We start from the raw sequence: 26,689 nt of genomic DNA on the forward strand, positions 1-26,689 counted from the left end.
TCAATAACATATATTCTGACGGATCACAATGTTTCAAGAAAGGCCTTCAGGGCCTGTTTTTCTTCAGGGCTCATATTGAGTTTTTTGAGGAGTGGTGAGGATGCCGGAAATAAGGGGTCATTGACTTGTTCACCCTTTGGTTTGGGGTGATATCCGCCAGCGTTATACATATTGATGACAAACTTCAGATCACTGAAAGTGCCCATGTGAAACCAGGGACCTGTCTTGGATACGCCACGCAGGGTTGGCGTACGAAACGCCCCCACATCTTCCGGTTTACCGGTAATGTTGAAACGTCCGAGATCCTCATTTTTCCGACCATAAAAATGCAGGCCCAGATTGTGATATTGCTGATCAGTCATTAGCGGGCCACTGTGGCAGCTCATACATTTTGCCTTGGTGCGGAATAAATGAAGTCCCCAGACTTGCTGCTCACTCAGAACTTTTTTCCGGCTTTTCAGGAAATAGTCAAACCGGCCTCGCCTTGTCTGTGAACGGACATATACCGACAATGATTTCAGAACACGCTCAACGGTGATTTCCGGATCCCCGAAAACTTCATCAAACATTTTCTGATACAAGGCATCCGAATTGATATTTTCCACACCTGTTTCCGGGTCTGCGGCCATCTCGACAGGATTGGTCCAGGCCTCCAGCATCTGTGCCTCAAGGGTCTTTGCACGGCCGTCCCAGAAATGCTCGTTATAAAAACCTGCATTGAAGATAGATATGGCATTCCGGGTGCCCCGCTGACGGTCATGGCCAAAAGGCGTTTTCAACCGGTCGGTAAAGCCAAGCTCCTTTTCATGGCAACTTGCACAAGCCACTTGTCCCGATTTTGACAGCTGAGGATCGTTAAACAAAAGCCTGCCGAGTTCTGCTTTCATATCGCTGAAGGGGTTTTCCTCTTCATATACCGGCAGCGGCAATGGGCCAAGCTCTTCCGGTTGCACGTCGCCACTCACCTCTATGGCTGGCCAGTCTTCCCGGGGGCCGTAGTAAATTTCTGCAAGCCGGGCTGTGCATTCCGCGATTTTGATCTTCTTTTCGTCATCATTACTGACCTTCTGAAGATCAACACAGATTTCGGGAGTTGTGTGAGGAGTTGCCCCCGCACATAGCGGAGCACATCCTGCAAGAATGGCGGTAAGAACAACAATTCTTCGAATATGATTAGATATGGTCATTTTTATCTCTGCATATGTCAAGAAAGGGCCGCCCCGGAGCAGAGGCGGCCAATTTTTCAGAATTTAGAATGTGGATTCAAAACCGAAGACAAAGTTACGGCCGATTTCATAGGGAGCCCCTATAGTGGCCGTGTGTGTGCGGCTGTTGAACAGGTTATTCGCCCTCAGAGTCAGCATGACGGCGTTGTCGTTGCCAAATTCAATTACATATCCAGCATAAAGGTTCGCCCGTAGACGGTTCTTACGATCAACCACTGAATAGACGTCATAACGGTTGCCGTCATAGTTACGGTTTACTCCAGTATCTTCAATCGTCGTGTACTTGGGGCTGTAAGTCGCATCAATGCTTGTTCTCAGCTTACCTTCAAGCCATTTTGCGCTCCAATAAGCAGTAAACTTCCAGGGCACAGAAAATTCGGCACGACGTATTTTAAGTTCATCTTTTGTAATTATCGCATCCGCAATAACCTGATCGTCCAGAGTCTCCGCATTTTCCGCCTGGATCGGATCTTCAATATAGACCAAGGGTTCATACTGATCTTCCGTATCGGTGAAATAATCCGTGTTGCTGGTTGTGGTTTTTGACCAGGTCGCGGTCAGAGACAGAAAATGATTTTCGAAGGATTTATTCCACTCCAAGGACAGGCCCCTATAAGTGCTGTACCCGTCATTGGCTGCGCGGAAAATCCTGCGATCGACTGTCCTATAGTCACCGTTTAGAAAATATGTTGTTTCTTCTAGCGTTGTAATCCGGGATATCTGCTCTTTCTCATCACGGTAGATTCCCTTCAGGCGCAGGGTACCAAGCCCGTCAGGATCGAAATAGGTAACTGCTGCGGTCAATTCATCTGTATAGGGGGTTTCAAGATCACTAAGTCCATATCCCGTGGTAGTACCAAACTCCCGGTACAGGTACCAGTCATTACCTACGATATAATCGTTGCCATCCTGGATGTAGTCCCGGTTCTCATGAATGAAAAGTGGTTTTTCATTTTGAAGCGCATAGGTGAGCAAATCCCTTTCATAATAGCGGTTTGCCCCAACATCCAGGGACCAATGGTCGGCAAAATCGACCCCAATGGTAAACCGCGGCGCGAGCTGGAAGTTCTCAAGAAAGTCCTCGTAAGTCGCAGAGAGACCAAAACGGTACCGTATATTCTGCAGAAAACCCTGCAGTGCTTTTTCTCCGTCCAATTCTGCATAAGCGTCAAATGTGTTCAGGTCGACCCGAATATCATAGGCTGGGTATGTAGCTCGCCGCATGATAGCCTGGGCTCCCTCAATACAATAAGGATCATTTGCATCGGCACAGACGATATTGGTGTCGTCATCCTGAAAAAGATAAGAAAAGGAATAGGAAGAGCTTTGATTGAATCGCTCACTACGAAGCTTGTAGCTTTCCCACTTCAGACCGAAATTCAGATCCCCAAAGTCAGTTTTCTGGCTAAAATCTGAAACAAGGCCGTAACTCTTCTGATTAGTTTCGATATCCCCAAAACCGCCGACAGAACATCTTTCGTTGTCACAGACATCGGTAGCGGCATTAGGCTCCCCATAAAAACCGTCATAGGATTGGTTATAGTAATACGCAAAGCCGTCTGGGGCTTCCCTTTTGAACCCGGAATTTGAGAAATAGGCTTTAATGTTCGCGGAAAACCCACCAGCTTCACGCCGCCATTCCACAAAATTCATATAACTTAACGATTTTGCGACCTGATCATCGCCATAGGTATTGGAACGGGTAAATTCACTATTAAAGGGGGTTATATTCGCAGACAGTACGACCGTATCATTGTCCGAAATATTGTGCATCAACTTTGCAAGAAACTGCATTGTTTCGTCGCTGGTGCCGACCGTCGCACCTTTATAGGCGGAATAAGCCTCACTGATTTGCCGCTGAACGGTCGACTTTTTGTAACCGACGCCAAACATGCTGTATAATTTGTCAGTTATCGGGATATCGATAACACCACTTAACGTATATTTTTCATTCTGGGGTGTACCTTCATCGATTTCACCGACCTCTTCTTCATCCCCCTCCAAATAACTGGTTAACCAGTCAGCACTGTATTTTCCGGCTAAACTGCCGCCAAAACCCGTCCCTGGATCGCGAGTTTCAAATTCAATAACACCGCCGCTAAATCCCGTGTATTTTGCAGAAATGTTACTATCCTGTACCGCTACTTGTTCCAGAAGTCCGGAATTCAAAAACACCATGTGGGTAGTCGACACACCCAACTTGTCGTAATGTGCAGGAACATCGCTGGAGATATCATAGGCGTAGTTTTTAGTTTGCAGCCCATCAAAAGTTACAAGGTTACTGTATATATCCCCCCCAGAGATACTGACTTCTTCTGGCAAAAGAGACTGCAAATTATCTTCACTCGTCGTAAACCGTCCTTCACTAAACGCCACGTTTGGAAGCTGATCGAAGGCATCCATCGGGTCTCCGGCCCCCAGGTCGAGGGCGCCCAATGCCTCATGACCTATCACTGCCCGGCCAGTATTGCTTCGATCAATTACAACCCCTGTCGGACGCTCCGCCATGGCAATAGTGGGCGACAGCATAACCGCATCGTCATCACCGGCTGAAAGCTGGTTAATAATAACCATACCGGGTCCCCTGATCTCAAAAACAAACCCGCCTTCCGACAGAATAGCGTAAAGCGCCTGGGGCGCCGAGAAGCGGCCAGCCAACCCGCTGCTGCTCTGACCCTGGACAATTTCTGCGGAATAAACCAGCTGCATATCCGTAATATCGGCAAACCGGTTGAGTACCGCGGAAAGCGGCCCGGCTTTTATGTCAAAATCATATTCCCTGATCGGTGCCTGCTGTTCTGTTGCCCCTTCTGCCTGCGCCATCGTCTGGGCCTGGCCAACAGAAACACTCATACAGGTGACAAGTGCGGTGCTGAGCACCATCAATTTCCTGAATTCACACGTCGATGCCCAACGGGCGGTACTCTTGTAGATCATTACTGACTACCCCTACTTATTTAATAATAATTCTCATTACTATTTAATAAGACGGGGCCGCAGTTGAAATGAGGACACCGAGGTGAAAGTTTTTTAGTTTTTTTTGTAAAGAAAAATAAACCGGTCCGTTAAGCGATATGTTTCCAGATCAAATGAAACCGCAAGCAGGTCGACAATCCGTCCCACTTCCGACACGTCAAACACACCGTTGACCTTCATGTCTCCGATTGAGTCTTCCGGTAAAAAAATCCTGCCCTGATTGTAACGGTTGATTTCGTCAATCACCTGACGCAACGGCGTATTTTCGAAAATGATCTTCCCCCTCTCCCAGGCATTTTCACGCACCAGGTCAAGGGAAACAAACTGCGGCTTCATATTTTCACGGGAAATAAATGCAGTACCTGCGCCAATGGTGACTGCCGGGCTTATTTTTACCTTGCTTTCGGATACCGAGACCCTTTCACCGTCCGGAAGCCTGCGTACGCTATAAACGGTTCCCAGTGCGGTAGCCGTCACTTTTCCGCTATGTACTTCAAAGGGGCGGGAGGGATCCGGCGCCACATAAAAGCTTGCCCGTCCCCGGATCAGTTCGATCCGGCGAGTCCTTTCGGAATAATCGATATCAACCGCGCTGTCCGTATCCAGGATAATCCTGCTACCGTCTTCCAGCAGCATCTCCCGGATTTCACCGACCGAGGTCACTTCATCCGCGAGATAATGCCCAGGACGTTTTCCGGACATCACAAAGGTGAGCATTAAGATCAAAGAGGCCGCAATAGCTGACGACATCGCCAAACGGTATCTGCCCAAAAATGGCCTGACCACCCCGGGGGAAGATACCTCCCTCTCCAGATAGGGTTCCACCTTGTCCATGTCGCGCCAGAGTTCCAGAAAGGAAGAAAGAACCCTGGCGTGCTCTTCAGACTCATTCAGCCATATCTGGAATTCTTCTTCCTTATATACAGCTTCCTCGCCAAGCCGGTCCATTCGCAGCAGCCATTCCGCGGCGGCACGTTCGGTCGTTTTCTGCTTGGCAGTGTCGTTATATTTCATGTCAAAATCTTTGATCTTTTTACCGTCTCTTATTTTAAAGACGGCCAGGTTCCCCAAAAAGGGACAAGACGAGAGAAAACTCCCTATTCAAGCCCCTGCTCCTCCAATTCTTCCAGTCTTTGGCGGCAATATATAATGGCCCGCCGCAAATGTTTCTCCACCATATTTCGTGATATTCCAAGCTGGTCGGCAATTTCCCGGGAAGACTTTTGCTCCACTTTACGTAATCTGAATACCTGCTGGCAACGTGGCGGCAACTCCCCTACAGCCTGGGCCAGAAATCGTAGTCTCTGGCGTCCTTCCACAACCCGGTCTGCAATAAGGTCATCATTCTGCTCATCCCCATCACTGGACTTTTCATCGATCATATATCTGGCGCGTGTCACCGATCGGCGGTTTTCGTCAATAACCAGATTTCCGGCAATCCGGTATAAATAGGCCCGCGGATTCTCAACCGTCCGAATATCTATCGTTTGCTTATCAACGCCGGAGAAGAAACGGAGAAAGGTTTCCTGAACAATGTCAAAGGCAGAGGAAGAAACATACCCCCGCCCGCGCACAAATGCCAAAAGCTCTTCGTAATAGGAAAGAATATTTTTCCTTATGTCCGTATCTGTATTGTCAGTCACTACTACTGGACCCGCCATTGAAGTTATTGCTATTTATAATCATTATTAAATAAAAGAGTCAATTGCAATAAACACTCCAGCTGTACTGAAGCAGAGGCCTGAATGGGCTATTTCAGACGCCCTCAAAAATAGAAAATTGAACTTATAGTTCTATGGATCAGCAAGATTGATAAAGGCCTGGAAGGGACAGACAACACGGCCAAACTCTTCGAAAACTTCATATTTTCTAATAAATTAAAAGAAAAAGTGCGCATAATTGCGCACTTTTTAAAAACTTGTTTTCTCTCAGTAGACATTCCCTGTCCGTTGACCAATATGCTAGAACGGGATCGCCAACTTGATTAACCCGCTGTCTGTTCCGGCGTGATCCTCGTTAAGACGGCTGTACTGGAGCCTTACAGACATATTCTCAAGGGTTACAAAATCCACACCTGCGCGGAACTCCCAACTGGTGCGGTCCATTTCAATCGCAACACTCATGGGAGAAACACCCGAGGGTGTAGAAGCAAACCCGGCTTTCACATTACTTGCCCCGTCAGTCAGATAATGCTGAAGATAAATACTGCCGAAGAACCTCATAAACAGTGTCTCTGAAAGCTGGAACTCCGTTCCCAGTTCAAGACCGGGACGCAACCAGACATTTGTGTCAGTAGATTCCGAAAGGACCAGGCTAATGGCACCGGCGCCAGTTTCTTCCGCCCGGCCGGTCATCACATGGGCCATACCCAGATCCAGCATGGGCCGTGCATAATATTTGCCGGATCCACTCTCGAAATCATAGGCAAGACGTGTCAGCATGCCAAGCACATCCACTTCCCTGTCCACTGACGTGCCAAAGGATTCTACGAGATAGCCTGCACGATATGTCGTACTGGAATTCCAGCCGTATGACACAGCAGTTGTGACTTTGGCAGGCCCGGAGCGATATTTGAGGGATAGCCCCACTTGCTTGGTCCGGCCAGTGGAACGCCAGGCACCGCCGTTGCCGTTTGAATCCTGTTTCTCCCAGGATACGGCAAGACCGGCCGACCAGACATCCCGGAAAGTTTTCTGGACACCGATTGAGAAGCGTGTCTGGTTGGTGGTCGATTCCTTGTAGTTTCCGTATGCGTCACGGTGAGTTTTGGAAATATCACTCTGCATCCAGATACAGCTGCCTTCACGGGTGAAACGATATTGGCCACCCGCCTGGCGGCAGCTCATCATGGCCCGGCCAAAGTCCTGCTGGCCGGAAATGAGTTGATTCTGCTGCTCTGCGTAAAAGTCCGGAGAGACCTGTGACATGTCATTACGGTAGGAGGCTTCATCCGGGCTATCAACCAGTGCCCCGACATAGGGGGCCAGTTCAGGCGCACTGCCCGCATCCTGAACATTATTCAGATACCCGCCAACGGACTGAAGATTATTACTTGCCCCTTGATCGATAAAGTCTACCGAATAGTTCAGTATCAGATCTCCTCCGTTTGGCTCCTGCACCATATCATATGTGATAACCTGGGAAGGCTGCGTCAAAAGACTCACCCCATGATCTGTCAGCCCCTGGTCAGCAGAAAAGAGAGTTTTGCTATAGTCACCGGTTTTGATATTACCCTTATTTAACAGGCTAACAACCAATTCACCCCCAAGGTCCACAGTACCAGTTGCCAGAACCTGATCGACTACATCCGATGCAAAATCCAATTCATTCATACTCACCGCATCGGCCGTCTGCTGATAGCTGCCGGTCAGGGCGACAGACTGTGCAAGTTCCATTCCGCCAGGCGCCAGCACACCTTCGTTGATGACCATGAAGTTTGCATCACCAAGGGAAACAACGGCACCCGGCGCAAATGTGGCCCCGGTATGATTGAAAAACCCGTTTGTGCCGCTTCCAAGATCCACCTGACCGAGGATAAAGCCATAATTATCAACCATTTCATTTCCGGCGCCAGCCAGCATCGCCATTCCTGACGCCCCGTCCTGGTTCATGATTGATCCGTGATTGACAAATTGATTGTCTGCCCCGCCGGACATCCAGAGGCCGACCCCCTCTGCCCCGCCTGAAATCCATTGGTCCGCGGCCAGTGTGACATTGATGTCTCCCTGCCCGTCCTGTCCCTCGGACTGCACCAAGACTCCGACGCCACCGGTCGCGAGCGCTGCGGCATCACCGTCTATATCAAGCATGATGGTACCGGAAGTACCTGCACCGCCGGCACTACCCATGAACAGGCGATCAACAACACCGCCGCCGCCGCCAAGGGATTGCACCATCAGGGCAATAGAATTTTCACCTTCAACAATCACATCGCCGGTCTGGCTGAAAGTAATATCACCACCATCCCCCTGGTTGTCAGCACTCAGGGTCAGGGAGATATCCTCTGCAGCCAGATCGCTGAAGACGGCACCACCGCCACCACCGATAGATTGCAGAATAATACCATGGGACTGGCTCCCTGCGGTCCGGACCTCACCCACATTGGCAAAGGTAATATTCCCGCCTGTTCCGTTGTTGCCGTTCCGGCCGCCCAGCGTGATATCCGCGCTGGCAAGGCCAGACAGACTGGCGTCACCGCCGCCACCACCGATGCTCTGGATGATCATCCCCTGGGCGCGATCCCCTTCCGTCTGTGTATTGCCGTTCAAGGCAAGGTCCACAAGACCGCCGTTATTGCCACTGCTGCCGTCTGCACCCAGTTTCAATGTAGTCTGGGCCCCCGCAGGCTCCACCGCCAGCGGGCTCAGGTGTTTTTGTTGTACCATGGTTGTTTTAAGGCCGGATACCTGTTGCTGTTCTTCCTCAACCGGCACCGTTGTCAAAGAAAGATTCAGGCGACCACCGCCACCACCGATGGACTGGATGGATGTACCTGTTGAATTATCACCGGCCGTACCTATATCGCCTTCCCGGGTCAACTGCACATCACCGCCACCACTGTCCGTAGTTTCACTGCCACCAAGGGCTACTTCCAGGTCAATGATTGCATCCTCATTGACGGTCATATCGATGTTGCTGTTACCACCGCCTCCACCGACAGACTGGGTCTGCGATCCAACTGAATTCTCGGCCAGGGTATAAAGGTCACCGATATGTGTCGCATCAACGACTGTGGCACCAGCATCCTCCAGCTTGCTGGTGCCCAGCTCGATAACTCCAAACACTTTGGCTGTCACTTTTTCAAGCAAGCCTTCGTTAATGGGGACATCCACACTGTCTTCACCAAGCAGTGCTGCATTCTGGCTTACATCCAGATAGAGGTTGGCATTACCGCCACCGCCATTGATGGACTGGGCGAAGTGAGCCGTGCTGTTGCTTCCCTCCATCACGATATCACCTTCGGTATTGATGGTGACTGTGCCAGCCACTCCATCACTACCTTCATTGGAGCCAAGAATTTGGTTTATGCCAAAGTCCAGAGCCATCCAGGCCGGTGCAGCAATAGTCGTGCCGGATGTACCGCCACCACCACCGATGCTTTGGGCAAAAATACCGTAAGAATCATCCCCGTGGGAGATAATGCTTCCTGTATGATTGACCAGCACATTACCGCTATCCGCGCCATCACCGCCTGATCCGCCAATGCCGATATTCAGCAGGCTGGGTTTCAGGTTCTGTTTGGGATTGGTCAGAACATTATTTGAAAGGGCTACATTGGTGCTGGCATTACCGCCCCCCCCGCCCACGCTCTGGGCAAAAATGCCGTAGGAGCCGTTACCGAAAACTTCAATGCTGCCGCTGTTTTCCACATAAACATCACCGGAGATATTGCCGTCCCCGCCAGACCCGCCAACGGCAATAGCGCTGACAGTATCCGCATCCTTGCTGCCCTTTACCATGTTGCCGGACATCGTCATTCCAGCATCACCGCCACCGCCGCCGACAGACTGGGCGATAATCCCGTGCGCCAGATGACCAGTCGTGATGATATTTCCGGCATTTTCCACAGTCACATCACCAGAGGCTCCTCCGGTACCGCCATCACCGCCAAGACTGAAAGATAGGGCATTGGTCGCCGCTGAATCCCCGGCGCCGGAAACCTGGTTCATGGTCGTGACTGAACTGCCGATACCGCCGCCACCGCCGATGCTCATGGCATAAATCCCGTGGGACCGGTTTCCGTTGGTAATGATATTGGCCGGATTTCCTTCTGCATCAACCAGGTTGGAGACGTTCACATTACCCCCGGCGCCACCCTCGCCACCGGTGCCACCGATGCCCATGGTAATTTTATTGCCGGTTCCGCTTGAGGATGAAGATCCTGTGATCACCCGGTCCGCATTACCGCCACCGCCACCGATGGACTGGGCCAGAATACCGATTGAATTTTCCTGATTGGTGCCAATACCACCGGTATTTGTGACCGTCACATCAGAGGCGATTGCCCCGACACCGCCGTCCCCGCCGACGGACATAGAAAGCTGGGTCGCCCCGTCGGCATTGCTGTTGCGCACTGAATTAATCACCATACCGGCATTACCGCCGCCACCACCAAGGCTCTGGGCAAGTACACCATGTGACCTTATGCCGTCAGTGATAATTACCCCAGAGTTATCAACTGTAACTATACCGCCTTCTGCACCGGTGCCGCCAGTACCACCTACAGCGACCAAAATACCGGCCCCTTCATCCTGGATGCCACCTGCCTTGGTCATGCCGCCTGTACCGCCGCCGCCGCCGACACTCTGGGCGAAAATACCGATAGAGTTGGTATTATTGGTACGTACATCAGCAGCGCTGGTCACGCTTACAACGCCGCCATAGCCACCGAGTCCACCCGTACCGCCAAGCGCCAAGGACGCCGTTGAGGCCTTGTATGCTAAACCGGTTGCGCTACCACCGTTACCGCCACCGCCGCCTACAGACTGGGCAAAAATCGCATGCGCATTCTCACCTTCGGTGCTGACCCAGCCAGAGGCATCAAGAGTCACGTTCCCACCATAACCGCCTTCACCGCCTTCAAGACCAACAGATAGACTTGCAGAGCGTTTCGGTCCGTCACCACTGGGCGGTGGGGAAATCGAAACGGAAGAAGATGAGCTGTTACCACCACCGTTACCGGCAGATTGCGCCAGTAAACCGTATGAATTGTTTCCGTGGGTCTTCACAATGCCTGTTGAGGTCAGGCTGACATCGCCACCAAAACCACCTGTCCCACCTTCCCGGCCAAGCGTAATACCCAGCTTTCCGGTACTTGCTGAAGTATAGGCAAGATTGAGGCTCGCATTACCTCCACCGCCACCAATACTCTGAGCCAGAACGCCAAAGGAGTCACTTTCAAAGGTCTCGATATCACCGGTATTATTTACCCCGACAATACCACCGTTACCGCCCTCGCCAGGCGACCCACCAAGGACCAGTTGCAAACCCTTATTGCGGGAGGCTTCATTCAGATACGTCAGCCCCAAATTGAAGGCTGCATTACCGCCACCACCACCAATGGACTGTGCCAGGATGCCGTGGCTGCTGGCACCCTTGGTGACAATGTCGCCATGGTTTTCAACCGTTGAGCTTGCCCCGTGCCCCGGATCCCCACCGTCTCCACCGATAGCGAGCTGGACGGCATAGGCACTGCTTCCCTGGTCATTGGTATCCTGTGAGTCAGACGTGGACTTGCCTTCAAGTTCATCCAGCACCTTGTTATAGGACTGGAGCACACTGTCATCCACGCCGGTATGCTTTGGTGTAGGCCTGGAGCCACCACCAGCACCAGCACCACCGCCACCGCCGCCGGCGCCACCGCCCGTGAAATAGCTGACTGCGGCAATAAAGTTCATGCCTGCGTCACCACCACCGCCGCCGATGCTGCTGGCTTCGATACCGTAAGCACCAAGACCGTCTGTGTTGATGGTACCTGCCTCGATTTCTTCACTGCCGCGCACGACAGACACATCACCGGCATGACCACCGCCGCCACCAAAGCCACCTACCCCGATACTGACCAGGGAACTGTTTGTATTGATATTTCCGGTGACATTCATACCACCGGTGCCCCCACCGCCGCCAAGACTCTGGGCAAAAATACCGCGTGCATTGTCCCCTGAAGCGGTGATGTTGCCAACGGACTCTACTGAGACATTTCCAGCATCCGCGCCGTCACCGGCAAAACCGCCAAGGCCGGCTACAATAGAAAGACTTTTCTTTTCTGTTGCATCACCTGCTTTGGCCTTTGCAAGATTGCCGGAAACATTCAGAGCACCATTACCACCGCCACCGGCGATGGAGGCTGCATGAATACCATGTGACCATTCACCATCAGTCGTAAGGTCACCTGTCTGGTCGACAGTAACATCGCCACTGATGTTACCGGCACCACCAAAACCGCCGACGCCCATTGTCAGGGAGGGCACATTTGTGTCCTTGGCAATAGAGATGGCACCGCTCACATTCAGTCCGCCGTCACCGCCGCCGCCACCGCGCGATTCCGCAAAAATTGCTGTGGCCCGGCGTCCCGAAGTGGTTACAGAAGTATCTGCGTTAACAGTTACTGCCTCGCCTTGTCCGGCATCACCACCGAAACCGCCGACCCCAAAAATCAACGGTGCATCAGAAACAATACCACCACTCACATTCACGGCACCAATACCGCCACCACCGCCAGCACTCTGGGCATAAATACCTGTGCTGTAGTCAAGGGCAGTTGTAATACTGTTCCCGCCGTTCACGGTTACATTCACCGCACCGGCATCACCGCCACCACCACCAAAGCCGCCAACGCCGACAACCAGGGCATGTCCGTCACCGGAAGAAGAGGCAAACGACAAACCACCGCTCACATTGACACCGCCGCTGCCGCCACTGCCACCCTGGCTCTGCGCAAATATCCCTTTGGAATCCTCAAAGCTTGCCAGGAATCCATTCTCGTCTACTTCGGGCACTGACTTGGTTGCTGTATTAATGGTGCCTTCATAGGTGACGTTAACTGCGGAACTGTTACCACCACCGCCACCAAAACCGCCAACACCGATAGCTGCGGATCCACCTGATCCTGTACGTGAGATATTCAGCGTTCCAGTGACATTAGTGCCGCCCTTACCGCCGCCACCGCCAAGGCTTTGCACGAAAAGTCCGGCAGAGCCATTCTGTTCCGTCACTACATCTGCAGTCACATCAAGGTCAACAGTACCGGCATCACCGCCACCGCCACCAAAACCGCCAACACCGACGCCAATCGCACCACCGCTGTTGGTGCTGAGATTCACACTGGCAGTAACATTGGTTCCCCCGTTACCCCCGCTGCCACCAATAGATTGGGCCACAATGGCTGAAGAGTCCTTGCCGGCCGTTCCGATAAGTTCATCTTCATCGGTCGCAACAATGGTGCTGGAAACATTACCGGCATCACCGCCATCGCCACCAAATCCACCAACGCCGACACCAAGAGAGCCACCGCTGGATTTGCTTAGATTTACAGCTGCGGATACGGAAATTCCGCCTTTACCGCCGCCCCCGCCGACAGACTGGGTCAGGATGGCTTCTGATGTTTCACCCAATGTCACAACCTTGCCGGTGACATTATTCGTCACATCAGCGCCATCGCCGCCACCGCCACCGGAACCGCCAACTGAGACGGAGACCGCTCCGCTGCCGGAGTTCGAAGCAGAGATAGTTCCTGACACGGACAGGCCACCGTTACCGCCACCGCCACCTACGGACTGGGCAAGCACACCGGCTGCTTCATCGCCCGTGGTCATCAATGTACCGATATAGTTACTTGTCACAGCACCCGCATCACCGCCGTCACCGCCAGAACCGCCAACGCTGACCCCGACCCCGCCACTGCCAGAACTCGCAACAGATATCATCCCGCTAATGGACATGCCGCCATTACCGCCGCCGCCGCCCAGACTCTGGGCCAGAAGGCCTCCTGACCGGTCACCAGTCGTCGTCACATCACCTTCAACGTCCACATCAACTGTGCTGCTGTCGCCGCCTTTGCCACCACTGCCGCCTATTCCAACACTCGCGCCACCGCTTCCGGTCTGGCTGCCGGTCAAGCCTGCAGAGACATTAAGGGCGCCATTACCGCCACCGCCGCCAAGGCTTTGTACCAAAATCGCCGTGGCATCCTGCCCACTGGTCGCCACATTATTGCTGACATCCAGGGTGACGGCACCACCGTCACCACCGTCACCGCCGCTGCCGCCAATACCAACGGAAACCGTGCCGCTGCCACTTTTAGACCCAGCTGCGGCTGCAGAGACGTTCATGCCACCGTTACCGCCGCCACCGCCAATACTCTGTGCCAGAATTGCCGAAGCCTGGTCCCCGAGTGTCGTCACGTCCGCTGTGGTTGTCGCCGTTACACTGCCGGCATTACCACCGCCGCCACCGGAACCACCGATGCCGACACTCACACCGCCACTGCCCATACCCCCGACAGCCCCGGAACCGGAAACGTTAAAACCACCGTTACCGCCGCCGCCACCGATGGATTGCGCAACGAAGCCACTCGACCCCTCGCCTTCCGTCCAGATGGTTCCGCCAGAAGTAGCCGTTACATTACCACCGGCGCCACCACCATCAGCTGAACCACCAAGACCGACCGTAATGGCACCGCCGGTACCGCTTGAGCCGGCCAGGGCTCCGGATACATTATAGCCGCCACTACCACCGCCCCCACCGACACTTTGCGCCAGAAAGGCAATTGAGTTATTGCCAAAGGTGAAGAGATTGGCAGTTGAGCTGGCATCAACCCCTTTACCGGCACCACCACCGCCGCCATCACCACCGATGCCGACACTGACCGCTGCACCGCCCTGGCCTGAAATGCTGCCACCTGCGGAAATACTGTAACCGCCGTTACCGCCGCCCCCACCGATAGACTGGGCTACCAGGGCAGCTGAATTTTCGCCACGTGTTACCACCTGGCCTGAAATTGTGAGATCAACAGCTGTCTCGACGCCTTCCCGGCCGCCATCACCGGCCACACCGCCGTCGCCGCCAAGCCCGACATTCACCGCGCCGGCCGTGCCACTAGAACCGGACAGACCGGCAGCAATGGAACCGCCGCCGTTACCGCCGCCCCCGCCAACGCTCTGGGCAAGGACACCGATTGAATTATCGCCTGTGGTTTCCAGAAGGCCGCTGTAGTCAGCGGTCACAATATCTCCGTCACCACCTTTGCCACCGCTGCCGCCGACACCTACAGAAACAGATAATCCGCCCGTACCGCCACCCGCGGCAGAAGCTGCGATCGAAAGACCACCATTCCCGCCACCGCCGCCAACGGCCTGGAAGATCAGGCCTGCAGAACCATCCCCCTCAGTAAGAATATCCGCATCAACATCACCTGTTACCTGACCGGCATCACCACCGTCACCAGCGCTGCCTCCCACACCGACAGAAACTGCACCTCCAGCAGCACCGCCGACAGAGGCAGATGCAGCAACTGACATGCCGCCATTACCGCCACCACCGCCAACAGACTGAATAATCACACCCGCAGACTGATTTCCGGAAGTTTCCACAGCACCGGTCAGGGTGACATCGGTAACACCCCCGTCACCACCTTTGCCGCCCTCGCCGCCAATACCGACTGCAATACCGGCACTGTTGCTTGGACTGAAACTGGCCACTGCTGATACGGCCGTACCCCCGTTACCGCCGCCGCCGCCAACGCTTTGGGTAATAAACCCTGTGGACAGGTCACCAGAGGTTTTGATTTCCAAATTGGCATCAGAGGTCACCACACCACCTTCTCCGCCATCCCCCCCGGAACCACCAACAGAAACGCCAACCGCGCCCCCGCCGCTACCAACAATATCCACCTGGGCAGAGACAGAAACGGTTGTTCCCCCATTACCGCCACCGCCACCGACAGACTGCAGTAATGCGCCGGTCGCATTTTGCCCGCTGGTGGTTATCCGGCCATTGCCCTGCAGGTCCACATCACCTCCTGCGCCACCGGCGCCGCCATCACCGCCCACAGCAACAGAGACTGATCCGACAACCCCGACACTGACCTGTACGGCACCGCCACCGTTACCGCCGCCGCCGCCAACACTCTGCATCAGAATTCCGGTCGAGCGATCACCGGATGTAGTAATATTGGACGGTAGAGTATTTCCAGAAAGATCGAATTCTTCCAGTGTCACACTGACTTGACCGCCATTACCGCCGCGACTGCCGTCACCGCCAACTGCAATGCCGACAAAAGGAGCGCCGGAGCCAGAGGACCCGCCATTTCCGCCACCGCCGCCAACAGCCTGGGCGAAGATGCCAAGGGAATCTACATTGGTTGTGGTGATAATGCCGCCATGCGTAATGTCCACATCACCTGAATCACCGCCTGTTCCGCCTGTTCCGCCAACGGAAAGGAACACCCCGCCGCTGTTGCCGCCGTCACCACCGCCGCCACCGATACTTTGGACATGAAGAGCTGTGGAGCTTTCACCAGTCGTCCGGATATGCCCTGTATTATCAATAGTGACCCGGCCGGAATTACTGGCCACACCACCCTTGCCGCCAATAGAAGCCAGGCCGCCACTATGGCCGCCGCTGCCGCCACCGCCACCCACGCTCTGGGCAAAGATCCCGCGCGCCAGCTTCCCGGCTGTGTTGATGTTCCCTTCATTTGTTACCTGAACCCGGCCACCGCTGCCACCGCCGTTGCCGGACCCACCCAGTGAAAACAGGCCACCGGAGGAAGCACCGGAACCGCCGCCTCCACCGATACTCTGGGCGAATATAGCGTCAGCCCCGTCAGAAAGAGTGACAATATGGGCCCCGTCATGATTGGTCACGGTAACCGTTGACGCATGGCTCCCTGTGCCAGAGCCGCCACCGAGAGAAAAAAGACCGCCAGAGCCACCGCCAGAGCCACCGCCACCGCCAATGCTTTCGGCAAAGATCCCACGCGCGTCCAGTCCCTCTGTATAGATGGTGCCTCTGTTATTGACTGTTACTGTTCCCCCATTACCGCCAGAGGACCCTTTTCCTCCCAGGGATACCAGACCGCCGGACGCACCGCCGGCCCCGCCACCGCCGCCAACGCTTTGGGCAAAGATGCCGTGGGCACTCTCACCCAGTGTATAAAGAATTCCTTCTGTCTTATTGGTTATATTGACAGTTCCGCCGTGCCCGCCTGCCGAACCGCTGCCGCCCAGGGACACGATGCCGCCACTGCCGCTGGCGGATCCACCGCCGCCGCCCACTGACTGACCAAAGATGGCATAGGCAGAGTTGCCTTCTGTGTTAATCACCGAACCGCTGTTGATGGTCACAGTGGAACCATCCGCACCGGGTCCGCCCGACCCGCCGATGGTTACAGCGCCACCTGTCGCAGAAGAGCTCCCGCCGCCGCCGCCAACAGATTGTCCAAAAATTCCAACAGATCCTTCACCCAGGGTGTTGATCTGGCTGCCCGCATCGGTGGTAATGGTGACCCGACCCGCATCATTTCCCGATCCCGCTGACGCGCCGAGAGAAACAATGCCGCCTGCAGCACCACTGTCTCCACCGCTTCCGCCAACGGACTGACCGAATATACCAATGGAATATCTTTCGTCAGTCTGGATAAAGCCACCGGAAGTCATGGAAATATCCACATTCCCCCCGCGGCCACCAGTAGAAGCATCACCACCAAAGGAAACAATACCCCCAGCGTCACCGCCATTACCGCCGGTACCACCGATACTCTGGGCCAGGATACCGTGAGAGGCCACCCCCCGGGTATGAATCACATCGTGGTTTGTGACATAAACATCGCCGCCGGTACCACCGGCTGCACCGCTGCCTCCACTCCCGACAATTCCCCAACCGCTGCCGCCGGAACCACCTGCACCGCCAACACTGAGAACATAAATACCATGGGCATTTTCACCACTTGTATTTATGGTCCCTGAATTGGTTATCCTGACTGTTCCGCCAACACGAGCGTTACCGCCGTCACCGCTGGGCGCAAAGATAAAGCCGTCCCCTCCGACTCCGCCTGTCCCGCTTCTGCTGATTGCCCGTATTCCGTGGGCCTTATCACCGGAGGTAGTTATATTGACCTGGTTATTCAGGGTAATAGTACCACCATTGCCGCCGTTGCCGCCGCGATAAGCCGGAATATTGCCGTAGGAATCACCGCCGGTACCGCCTCTACCACCAGTACTTGTAACTTCTATGCCGGACTTACCACCATTGACAGTGGAGATATCCCCGTGTGAAGCCGTAACCGTCCGGTTTATTGCCGGTCCTCTTTTGCCGTCTTCTCCGTTCGAGCCCTGCTTGGCAAGATTAAGACATCCACCCCCGAGCCAGGACGGCGCACAGATCCGTATCCCGTAGGCATTCTTGCCACCCTTGCCGCCAGCCCCCACAGAGTTTTCCTTGATAGCTCCGGAATTGGTTGTGGGGGGCGTATATTCATCATCACCGGGTGCTCCTTCCACCCCATCAGGCACCTCACCCAACTCATCGCTTACATCCTCAACAACTGTCCGGGAGACAGGATCCACAGGCGGGTCAGCATCCAGATCCGTTGTCAGTTTGACATCAACAGATTCCACCAGGCCGGTATCCCCATTCACATGGACCGCCACAATCTGGTAAACAGAATCGTCATCCGGATCGGTCGACGGCAACTGTTGCCCTACTTCAGTTCTGGTCAGTAGAAGGTCACCGGTTTCCGTCAGAACATAAAGTACAGAATCCGTATTATCCTTAATCAGTTCAATGACCCTGACGTCCTCCCCGGTCACCGGGTTGGTTACGATGTCATCTATCTGCGTGTCGGGAGTAGCGGCAGCAAAAGCAAGTGCCACCTCAATATATCCGGCAGAGGCTTCAGCAGGGTCACCAACAGCCAGCATCAACGGAACTGACATACAACTGGCAAGCAGGATGGCCTTATATCCCGGCCGCAATCGGAATTTAGGTGCAGCCCTTCCTGATTTCGGGAGCTGCTCTTTGCGCTTCTGCTGAGTTGTCATTACCTTCCCCTTCCGACAGATTTTCTTCGTCAGACACCTAATACTTCATACTGTTAATTCCTGGAGGGGAAGAGTGCTTTCCTGTTTCTTTCGACGAGCTTACAACTGCCACCCCAATGTTTTCATTGAGAAGTTAAGCCGGAAAACTGCGCTTTTAGGAGACTCCCCCATGATCCGGAACCAAAGCCGGACTACACTTAGTCTAGCGCAGTTTTAAAAAGGATCAAGAAAATACGTTAACCTTTTGTTAACTAAATAGAAAGCAGGGCTATTACTTAAATATGGAAACAAACCATCTCTACCTATCCGGGTGTTGAACCTAAGTATTTAAGTATATTCAGGGCCTATTGCTAGCATTCACAAGGTTTACATCCCTTGTTTACCTGCCTCCCGTGCAGGTAATTTCAATGGCAGGCGAGATTCAGGAAACTTCAGGATGATAGATGAACAGTGACACAGCCCAAAAAGCATCACAAAGTTAATCTTTGCCAAATTAACAGATTTAAATATTCCCGTGATCTGTACAGTCGTGCCGGATTGGGCAGAACTATTTCAGTCTGCTCCCCATTCGCCAAAGATCAAAACAGGGCCCGGATATCGACCCGACGACGTGAGGCTTCGGCAAGGCCGTCAGCGGCCTCCACATCCACAGGATCCGGATTTTGCGACCAATGGATTTCAATCTTGTCTTCCGCGACGCCGAGACGGATCAGGGCTTCACGCATTTTTTCCGCCCGCTGGCGGGCCAGTTCCGGTTTTTCGGCAAAGGTGCGACCGGACAGCGTTTCCGGTTCGGTCACGGCATAGCCGGTCACAATCAGCTTTTTTGGTTTGGCCGCCCGGATCCAGGTGATGGCCGTATCCAATAGATAGTCGCCATACTGATAACTAACAAAATGCCGATTGAGTTCAAAGAACATATGGAAGGTACGGTCTGTATAGGGCCCCGGCGGCGTTGGCCGTTCCTCGGACAGTGGCCGGACGTTACGCGACGGCAGGCTGTATCTCCGTCCCGGATAGCCCTCGGCCGGCAACATATGGCGCGTACAATGAGTTGCAAGCCTGGAGACCCTCACCGGTTCCAGTACCACGCCGCCACAGAGGTTATCCTGTTTGTCGGAAACATATCCTTCCACCAGCACCTCGAAATTCCAGTCCGGCTTGATCGGTGACGGGGTAACGTCATAGCGAATACCGCTTTCGCGGTCGTCGGCCAACCAACACCCGGATTTTCGCCCGTCCCGGGTGTCCCGGTACACCGGACAGGCAATCAAGCGGACCAGTTCCCCGGCCTCCACCACAACCGGCATGATGCCAAGCGCGATCAGAAAAGCGGAAAAAAACAACTTTTTCATCACAGCGCCCCCATTAGATTAACCAGATCCTGTTTTTCCTGCTCGGTGTAGCCAATGTTGTACCGCCGGTCATAATAATCAACCACCGTCCTGAGATCCTTTGCCGCCCCGTTGGAAAAATAGGGCGCCCGCGCCGCGAGACCGCGCAGGGACTGAAGCGTGATCTTGCCAACATCCCGACAATTGCCGGAAATCATGGCAAAGCCCGGATCATGGGTAAAAATCTCCCGGCCGTAATGGGGATGTGGCTCCCCGGTGCAGGTCACTTTAAACAACGGCAGATGCGGCGCCGGATCGGCAAACGGCAGAGTTGTTGTCCCCAGATCCACCTGGCCCGGGGCCACGTCATTGCCCATCTGGCTCATATTGTGACAGAAGACACAGCTGTTGAGTACCGGATTACCAAACCCGATGGGCGAATTAATGCCGCCGCTGTCGGTGATCAGGAACATTTTTTCCTTGAATATCCGGGCGCCGCGGGCAACGGATTCCCTATAGGCGATTTCTTCATCAGAAAGCTTCGCCTTTTCCGCAGCGCTTATATCTTCCCAGGCTTCAAATTCGCTCCAGACCGGAATGCCCTGGCTGCCAAGCCGTCCGGCCGGAGAATCCCGAAGAAGCTCAGGTCCGCCCCGCGCCCCGCCCGCATCCAGCGGACCGCCGATCTTATCTTCCGCCTGGGCCGTATAAACGGTGAGAATGAAGTCCCGGATCTTGTTCTTCTGCTCCTGAGACAATCCATCAACCATTTCCAGATGGGTTCTGGACGCATCCTGCATCTGTTCAAACAGGGTGGTGGCCCGATTGTCAGCCATGATGTTACCGGACAACATTTCGCCCGTTTCGGGATGAACCGGCAGCGGCAGCCCTTGCTTCGGGTCATAGGCAAAGCCCACAGCAATCAGATACTTCAAATTAGCCACCGGACGCGGCCGGCGATAGACCGAAATGGAAGGATGTTCCGCATCAAGACCATAAAGTTCGCCCGTGTTGCAGCCCCAGGGGTCCCGCACCACCTCGATCTTGAAATCAGGCACAATCTTTTTGCCATAGCGGTCTTTCGGCGGCCACGGCAGGGAGATACGAAACAAGCCGTGGTCCAGCAACAGGGAATGGGAGCCACGTTCATCCTGCGGCAGTGTCGGGCAGTTGGACCCGTCATAAGCGGCGAACAGCGGGTCGCCGCCGTCGGTTTCCTTCCAGCGATTGCGGATGGTCTTGACCGACAGGCTCATGGCATCCGCCGGCTGGTGGCAGGTGACGCAGCCGCGGCCGTTGGGCCCGAGCGGCGCAAAAAAGGGATGGCTTTCCACCTCCAGCGGTTCACCGGTTTTCAGGACACGCAGGATGCCAAGGTCATTTTCATATTCAATGGCTGGGGGAAAAATCCGCTCATCCCCCGGCGCCCACCAATCATCCCCGCCTGTATCCGCGCCGCTTGCTGCCACAGCACCAGTGCTGCTCAAAAGAAAATACAGAACTGTTGTTAAGACAAATCGCACGACATTCTCCAGGGTACCAGGGAAAAAGTGACGGGACCCTGCCATGGAAGACAGAATCCCGCCTGGGAGAACAGTTTAGAAGTTATATTTAGTCCGCAGGCCGAAGGTGCGCGGCGGGCCGTAGAGATAACCGCCGTTGGCACTGGAGGCATCCTGAACCTGAGAGGCGATATAGGTTTCGTCGGTGAAGTTATCCACAAAGCCCTCTACCCTCAGGTCTTCGTTCACATCCAGGGTCAGACGGAAATTGAAGATATCCCGCGATGGTACAAAGGAACGCGTACCCGGGAAAGGCGTGGCCAACTGGCTGTCCAGATGGGACCATTGAACCCGCGGGGTCAGAGACATGCCATTATCCAGCACGAATTCATATTCCACCCCTGCATTTACAGTCCATTCCGGAGAAAACGGCAGTGTATCGCCTTCATGCACAAGACGGTTGGTATTGTCGCACTCGGGGCTGACCGCGTTGCTATTGGCGTCATTAATACAGGCATCTTCGGCAAATTCCGCGCTCAGGTAACTGAGACCCAAGTTGAAACTCAGGCCGCCGAACTGGGCCAGCATTTCAAGCTCCATTCCCCAGGCTTCACCGGAAGCGGCATTCTGGGTTACCGGCAGCCCGTTCAACAGGCTGGCCAGCTGAATATCCTGGTAATCGGAATAGAAGACATCCGCGTTAATACGGATGTGACGGTCCATCAGCTCGGTCTTGACACCGGCCTCATAAACGAAGTTCTTTTCCGCACCAAAGTTGCCCTGAGGCTCCAGAAGATTCACACCGCCAGCCTTATAGCCTTTCGATGCCGTGATATAAAGCATGGTATCATCCATGTGGTAATTGATACCGATTTTACCGGTCAGCTCGGTCGAATCCGTGGAGGTACTGAAGGGATCCATAGGCGGTCCAGGCAATACGTTACGGTGATATACCTGCTCGTCCCAGCTGTAACGGGCACCTGCAATAAGTTCAATTTCCTCCGTGGCGTACCAGTTCAACTGCCCGAACAGGGACTTACTGGTATTTTCCGCTTCAGTATCAATGGTAGAATCCGAAGAGACAAAGTCCACATTACTGTGGTTGTCCCGGTAAAGTTCAACCGGCACATCCTCGTCAAAATAGAAGCCGCCGACAACCCACTGCAGCGGGCTGTCATCGGTGGACATCAGGTTGAACTCCGCCATAAAGGTCTCAAAGGTCGTATCGCCCCGACTCACACGAGCCGGATAAGTTCTGCGATTGGAACTTGTGGCCGGCAAGCCTTCCGGCACCGGCAAGGCGGTCGCAGTGCGGTCACCGTCCACCTGGTCACGGGTATAGCCGTCCTGGTAGGAGACCAGACCACGCATATCGATACCATCGGTGATGGCGTATTTTACTTCGCCAGAGATTCGGTAACCGTTCTGGTCCAGGTAGGAAATGGCGTCTTCCTGGATCACAAACGGATCGTCGCTGACCGCGTCATCCGGATTCTTCACGGCATTGTAGCCGGTATGCAGGTCAAAATGCTCGCCGCGCAAATTAACGCGCAACTTGTCATCGGCAGAGCGCATGGCGAAGTTGATGCGGGCGGCATCCAGATTCATATCACCGGGTGAACTTGGGCTCGGGCCGATATTTTTGGTAAAACTATCGCGCTCGTCATGGACATAAGCCACACGCACGGCGAAGTTTTCACTCAGGCCCACATTAAGAGCGCCTACAAGACGGTATTTGTCGTAGTTTCCAACGGTACCGTCCACATAACCAAAGGTTTCGCCATATTCCGGCGCCGGTGTGCGCACATAAACGGCACCGCCTGTTGAGTTCTGACCGGTCAGGGTTCCCTGCGGACCACGCAGCACCTCGATGGTGGCAATATCAAAGAAGCTCTGGCTGATAAACTGTTCATGCGGTACCAGAATCCCATCGGTGTAATAGGCCACACCGGGAACGGAGGTCGGCGCAGACTGGGCGATACCGACACCACGAATATTGATGAATGTGGAACGGTTATAAGTATTGATGGCCACGGACGGAGCCACATTCTGAATATCGTGAATGTTGCCTACGCCTTTTTTGGCCATGGATTCAGCAGTCAACACCGTCGCGGAAATCGGAATATCCTGCAAATTTTGCTCGCGGCGCTCGGCCGTTACGACAATTTCCTCTAGAGTGAATACTTCTTCACTGCCAGCTTCCTGAGCCTGAACAGCGCCCGATAGTGCAAACCCGGCCAGCACACCGGAAAACAAAGGCAAATATTTATAAGAGCGTGTCATTCCAAACTTCCCTTCCCTAATATTGAATGTATGTGAATGACCGTAATCACTGTCCCGACGGAACATTCACAGCTTGCTATTATGTTTTAGCTATCATATATAGCTTTTTTATGCAAGCCCTTACATAACTATTTTTGACAAATACCGATCCCAATAGATACTACCTCTTTGTTTTAATTGAAATATAAAGAATTGCAAGCGCTTGCTCTTGATATTCCCGCCAAACGGGGTAAATATAGCCGTCAGCACTCCAGCAGCGTCTGGGGTAGGATCCAAACATAAACTTTCATAGCGAACCGGGAGACACAACATGACACAGGCATCGCGGGAACTGGCCCAGAAGGTACGCTGGCGGCTGGTTGTCCCCACTATCCTGTTCATATTCCTCAGTTCCCTGGACCGGGCCAATGTCAGTTTCGCCGCCCTGCAGATGAATATGGATCTGGGCTTCTCCCCCTCCACTTATGGATTCGGTGCCGGGATCCTTTTCTTCGGCTACCTGACCGGTCAGTATCCCAGCATCTTGCTGTTTCAGAAGATCGGCTTTAAATTCTGGGTCGCGGGGCTCGCCATAATCTGGGGTATCGCCTCTACGGCAATGGCCTTTATCCATACCCCCATGGAATTCTATGTCCTGCGCGTGATTATCGGTATTGCCGAAGGTGGACTCGCGCCGGGGATCGTTCTGTACCTGAGCCAATTCGCAACGGAAAAGGAACGGGCGACAACCTTTGCCCTGCCTATGCTGGCCATTCCCTTGTCGATCATTCTTGGCGGGCCATTGTCCGGATTTCTCCTGGACATGCAGGCACCGGGGGAAATGGCCGGCTGGCGCTGGATGTTCCTGGCCGAGGGCACACCGACCATCCTTCTCGGACTGTTCTCCCTGTTCTATTTCCCCAATACACCGCAACAGGCGAAATGGCTGTCAACTGAAGAAAAACAATGGCTCGCTGCCAACAGCACAAACCATTCAAAAGACGGTGAAAAGCTCACAAACGACTGGTCTGTGGCACTCAGCCCCATTGTCTGGTCTTCTTCCCTTTTGTGGTTCTGCCTGTTGGCCGGAGCCTATGGCATCATGTTCTGGCTGCCACAGGTTGTGCAGCATATGTCCGGGATCAGCGCCTTTGAAATCGGCCTGGTCAACGCCCTGCCCTGGCTCGGTGTCGGCATTGGCATCTATTTCAACTCCGCCCATTCCGACAAGACCGAGGAGAGGTTCTGGCATATCGGCCTGCCCTCCGCCATCTCGGCCCTGGCCATCGTTGCTGCCGTGGCTTCGGGTCACGGGCTGCTCAGCCTTGTCATGCTGTTTGTTACCGGGCTCGGCCTGGGTGCTGCCCAGGGTGCCTTCTGGGCGCTGCCGACTACCTTGTTCACCCCGGCAAGCATGGCCATCGGCGTGGTCACGATCAACATTGCCGGCAACACTTCCGGGGCCATTATCTCCCAGGTGATTGGCTATATCCGGGAACAGAGCGGTAGCTATGTAGCACCGATCCTGCTGGTGGCTTCGCTGCTATTCTGTGCCAGCATGATCGTACTCCTGATCCGGCTGAAACTGGTTACAGGTCTGGTGCGCGAGGCCGACTAAACGGCCTGCGCAATAGCTTACGACTGAACTCTTGTCAGGAAAATTTCAGGGGAACACTGAGCGCGCCGATTTCCGGCATGCGGGTGGGCTTAACCGGACCGCTGACCTCAAAGTCACTGGTTTTGGACAGAAGACACTCCAGGGCCACAATCAGCTCAAGGCGCGCCAGAGGTGCGCCAGGGCATTTATGCACCCCGCGCCCGAAGGCCACGGAATCCTTTATGTTTCGGCGATTGAGAATAAACTCATCCGGCTTCTCAAAAATTTCTTCATCACGATTGGCCGAGGCATAAACAAGGGCAATGGGATCGTCCTTTTTGATCTCTCGGCCGCGGAGGCAGATATCCCTGGTTGCGGTGCGGGCAAATCCCCGGTAGGGGGTATACAGTCGGAGAAACTCTTCCACCGCCGCCGGTACCAGAGACAGATCTTCGCGCAGCCTATTCTGCAAGTCTCTGTGCTCCGACAAATGTACGGCGATGGAACCGATCAGCACCGTCGGGGCGATAATGCCCACCACCAGGACCTGGCGGATGGTGCCGACAATCATCTCGTCGGGCAGTGGCTCCCCCTCCACCCGGGTGGCGAGAAGAGAACTGGTCGCGTCGATATCTGGATCGAGCGGGTTCTCCTTGCGATCCTGCACCAGCGCGCGCGCCATGTCATACAGGAGCTTGCTGCTCTCCTTGGTTTCCCGCTCGTCATCGGACTGAACAGCAAAGTTATAGCGCCGCCCCACCTCGGCCAGTACCTCGACCTGATCGGGTGGCAAATTCATCCAATGGGCAAAAGTCCTGATCGGCATAGGTGCGGAAAATTCATTACAGATATCACCGCCACCCTTCGCGACCATTTGGTCCAGCAAATCATTGCAGATCTCGCGGATCACCTGCTCAAATCCGGCAACCCGCTTTGGAGCCAGCAATGGCGCCAGGGCCCGGCGGTAGGGCGTATGTTCCGGCGGATCCAGATGCAACGGCGGCCGACGGCCGGTAAAGGCCACTTTCGGCACCACATTTTGCACCGAGGTGATAAATGTCTCTGAATCCGAGGCCGCCGCGGCCACATCTTCATATTTGGTCAGAGCCCAGAATCCACCCCAGGCGTCGCTATGCGCCACCGGGCATTCCCGGCGCAGGCGCTTGTAATCCTCGTGTGGACTTTCCAGTGTTTCGGGTTTTAACGGGTCAAAATCTTCCATGCGGCGAACATATCTTCAAATGTAAGCGCT

10 protein-coding genes are annotated in these 26,689 nt (G+C 54.2%); 1 reads left to right on the forward strand and 9 read right to left on the reverse strand.

The window, feature by feature from the left end; translation table 11 throughout:
• Positions 1-23: 23 nt before the first annotated feature.
• From ACN0YD_RS08360 to ACN0YD_RS08395, 8 genes are all read right to left on the reverse strand, one after another.
• Positions 24-1,187 (reverse strand): cytochrome-c peroxidase, encoded by a 1,164-nt coding sequence (locus tag ACN0YD_RS08360; protein ID WP_417318669.1) that lies wholly within the window; start codon positions 1,185-1,187, stop codon positions 24-26.
• A gap of 63 nt (positions 1,188-1,250) precedes the next feature.
• A complete protein-coding gene (locus ACN0YD_RS08365; RefSeq protein ID WP_417318670.1) occupies positions 1,251-4,109 on the reverse strand; it encodes a hypothetical protein in 2,859 nt (952 codons plus the stop codon).
• A gap of 147 nt (positions 4,110-4,256) precedes the next feature.
• Entirely contained in the window at positions 4,257-5,216 is a 960-nt protein-coding gene (locus tag ACN0YD_RS08370; protein WP_417318672.1) for a FecR family protein, read from the reverse strand.
• An 83-nt stretch (positions 5,217-5,299) separates the two neighbouring features.
• Positions 5,300-5,845, reverse strand: a complete 546-nt coding sequence (locus tag ACN0YD_RS08375; RefSeq protein WP_417318674.1) for a sigma-70 family RNA polymerase sigma factor — start codon at positions 5,843-5,845, stop codon at positions 5,300-5,302.
• Positions 5,846-6,163: 318 nt separating this feature from the next.
• On the reverse strand, positions 6,164-18,742 hold the full coding sequence (locus ACN0YD_RS08380) for a hypothetical protein (RefSeq protein WP_417318676.1): 12,579 nt from the start codon (positions 18,740-18,742) through the stop codon (positions 6,164-6,166).
• A 578-nt stretch (positions 18,743-19,320) separates the two neighbouring features.
• Positions 19,321-20,097: a hypothetical protein gene (locus ACN0YD_RS08385; RefSeq protein ID WP_417318678.1), complete on the reverse strand. Its 777-nt coding sequence runs from the start codon at positions 20,095-20,097 to the stop codon at positions 19,321-19,323.
• Positions 20,097-21,599 (reverse strand): hypothetical protein, encoded by a 1,503-nt coding sequence (locus tag ACN0YD_RS08390; protein ID WP_417318680.1) that lies wholly within the window; start codon positions 21,597-21,599, stop codon positions 20,097-20,099. Before ACN0YD_RS08390 ends, ACN0YD_RS08385 begins: the two co-directional genes overlap by 1 nt.
• 75 nt (positions 21,600-21,674) lie before the next feature.
• The gene (locus tag ACN0YD_RS08395) at positions 21,675-23,861 is read right to left on the reverse strand and encodes a TonB-dependent receptor (protein WP_417318682.1); all 2,187 of its coding nucleotides are present in this window, start codon (positions 23,859-23,861) and stop codon (positions 21,675-21,677) included.
• Positions 23,862-24,171: 310 nt separating this feature from the next.
• On the opposite strand from ACN0YD_RS08395, the gene ACN0YD_RS08400 reads away from it, so the two are divergent.
• A complete protein-coding gene (locus tag ACN0YD_RS08400) occupies positions 24,172-25,458 on the forward strand; it encodes an MFS transporter (protein ID WP_417318684.1) in 1,287 nt (428 codons plus the stop codon).
• Between the two features lie 34 nt (positions 25,459-25,492).
• Here ACN0YD_RS08400 and ACN0YD_RS08405 read toward each other — a convergent pair whose 3' ends face one another.
• A complete protein-coding gene (locus ACN0YD_RS08405; RefSeq protein ID WP_417318686.1) occupies positions 25,493-26,659 on the reverse strand; it encodes a cytochrome P450 in 1,167 nt (388 codons plus the stop codon).
• Positions 26,660-26,689: the final 30 nt, after the last annotated feature.

It is taken from the genome of Emcibacter sp. (genome assembly GCF_048269205.1).
Taxonomy (GTDB): Bacteria; Pseudomonadota; Alphaproteobacteria; order Sphingomonadales; family Emcibacteraceae; genus Emcibacter.

Bases quoted from the DNA above. Each gene is read 5' to 3' on its own strand.
- ACN0YD_RS08405 (WP_417318686.1), bottom strand. From the start codon at position 26,659: ATGGAAGATTTTGACCCGTTAAAACCCGAAACACTGGAAAGTCCACAC.
- ACN0YD_RS08385 (WP_417318678.1), bottom strand. From the start codon at position 20,097: ATGAAAAAGTTGTTTTTTTCCGCTTTTCTGATCGCGCTTGGCATCATG.
- ACN0YD_RS08360 (WP_417318669.1), bottom strand. From the start codon at position 1,187: ATGACCATATCTAATCATATTCGAAGAATTGTTGTTCTTACCGCCATT.
- ACN0YD_RS08400 (WP_417318684.1), top strand. From the start codon at position 24,172: ATGACACAGGCATCGCGGGAACTGGCCCAGAAGGTACGCTGGCGGCTG.
- ACN0YD_RS08380 (WP_417318676.1), bottom strand. From the start codon at position 18,742: ATGACAACTCAGCAGAAGCGCAAAGAGCAGCTCCCGAAATCAGGAAGG.
- ACN0YD_RS08365 (WP_417318670.1), bottom strand. From the start codon at position 4,109: ATGGTGCTCAGCACCGCACTTGTCACCTGTATGAGTGTTTCTGTTGGC.
- ACN0YD_RS08395 (WP_417318682.1), bottom strand. From the start codon at position 23,861: ATGACACGCTCTTATAAATATTTGCCTTTGTTTTCCGGTGTGCTGGCC.
- ACN0YD_RS08370 (WP_417318672.1), bottom strand. From the start codon at position 5,216: ATGAAATATAACGACACTGCCAAGCAGAAAACGACCGAACGTGCCGCC.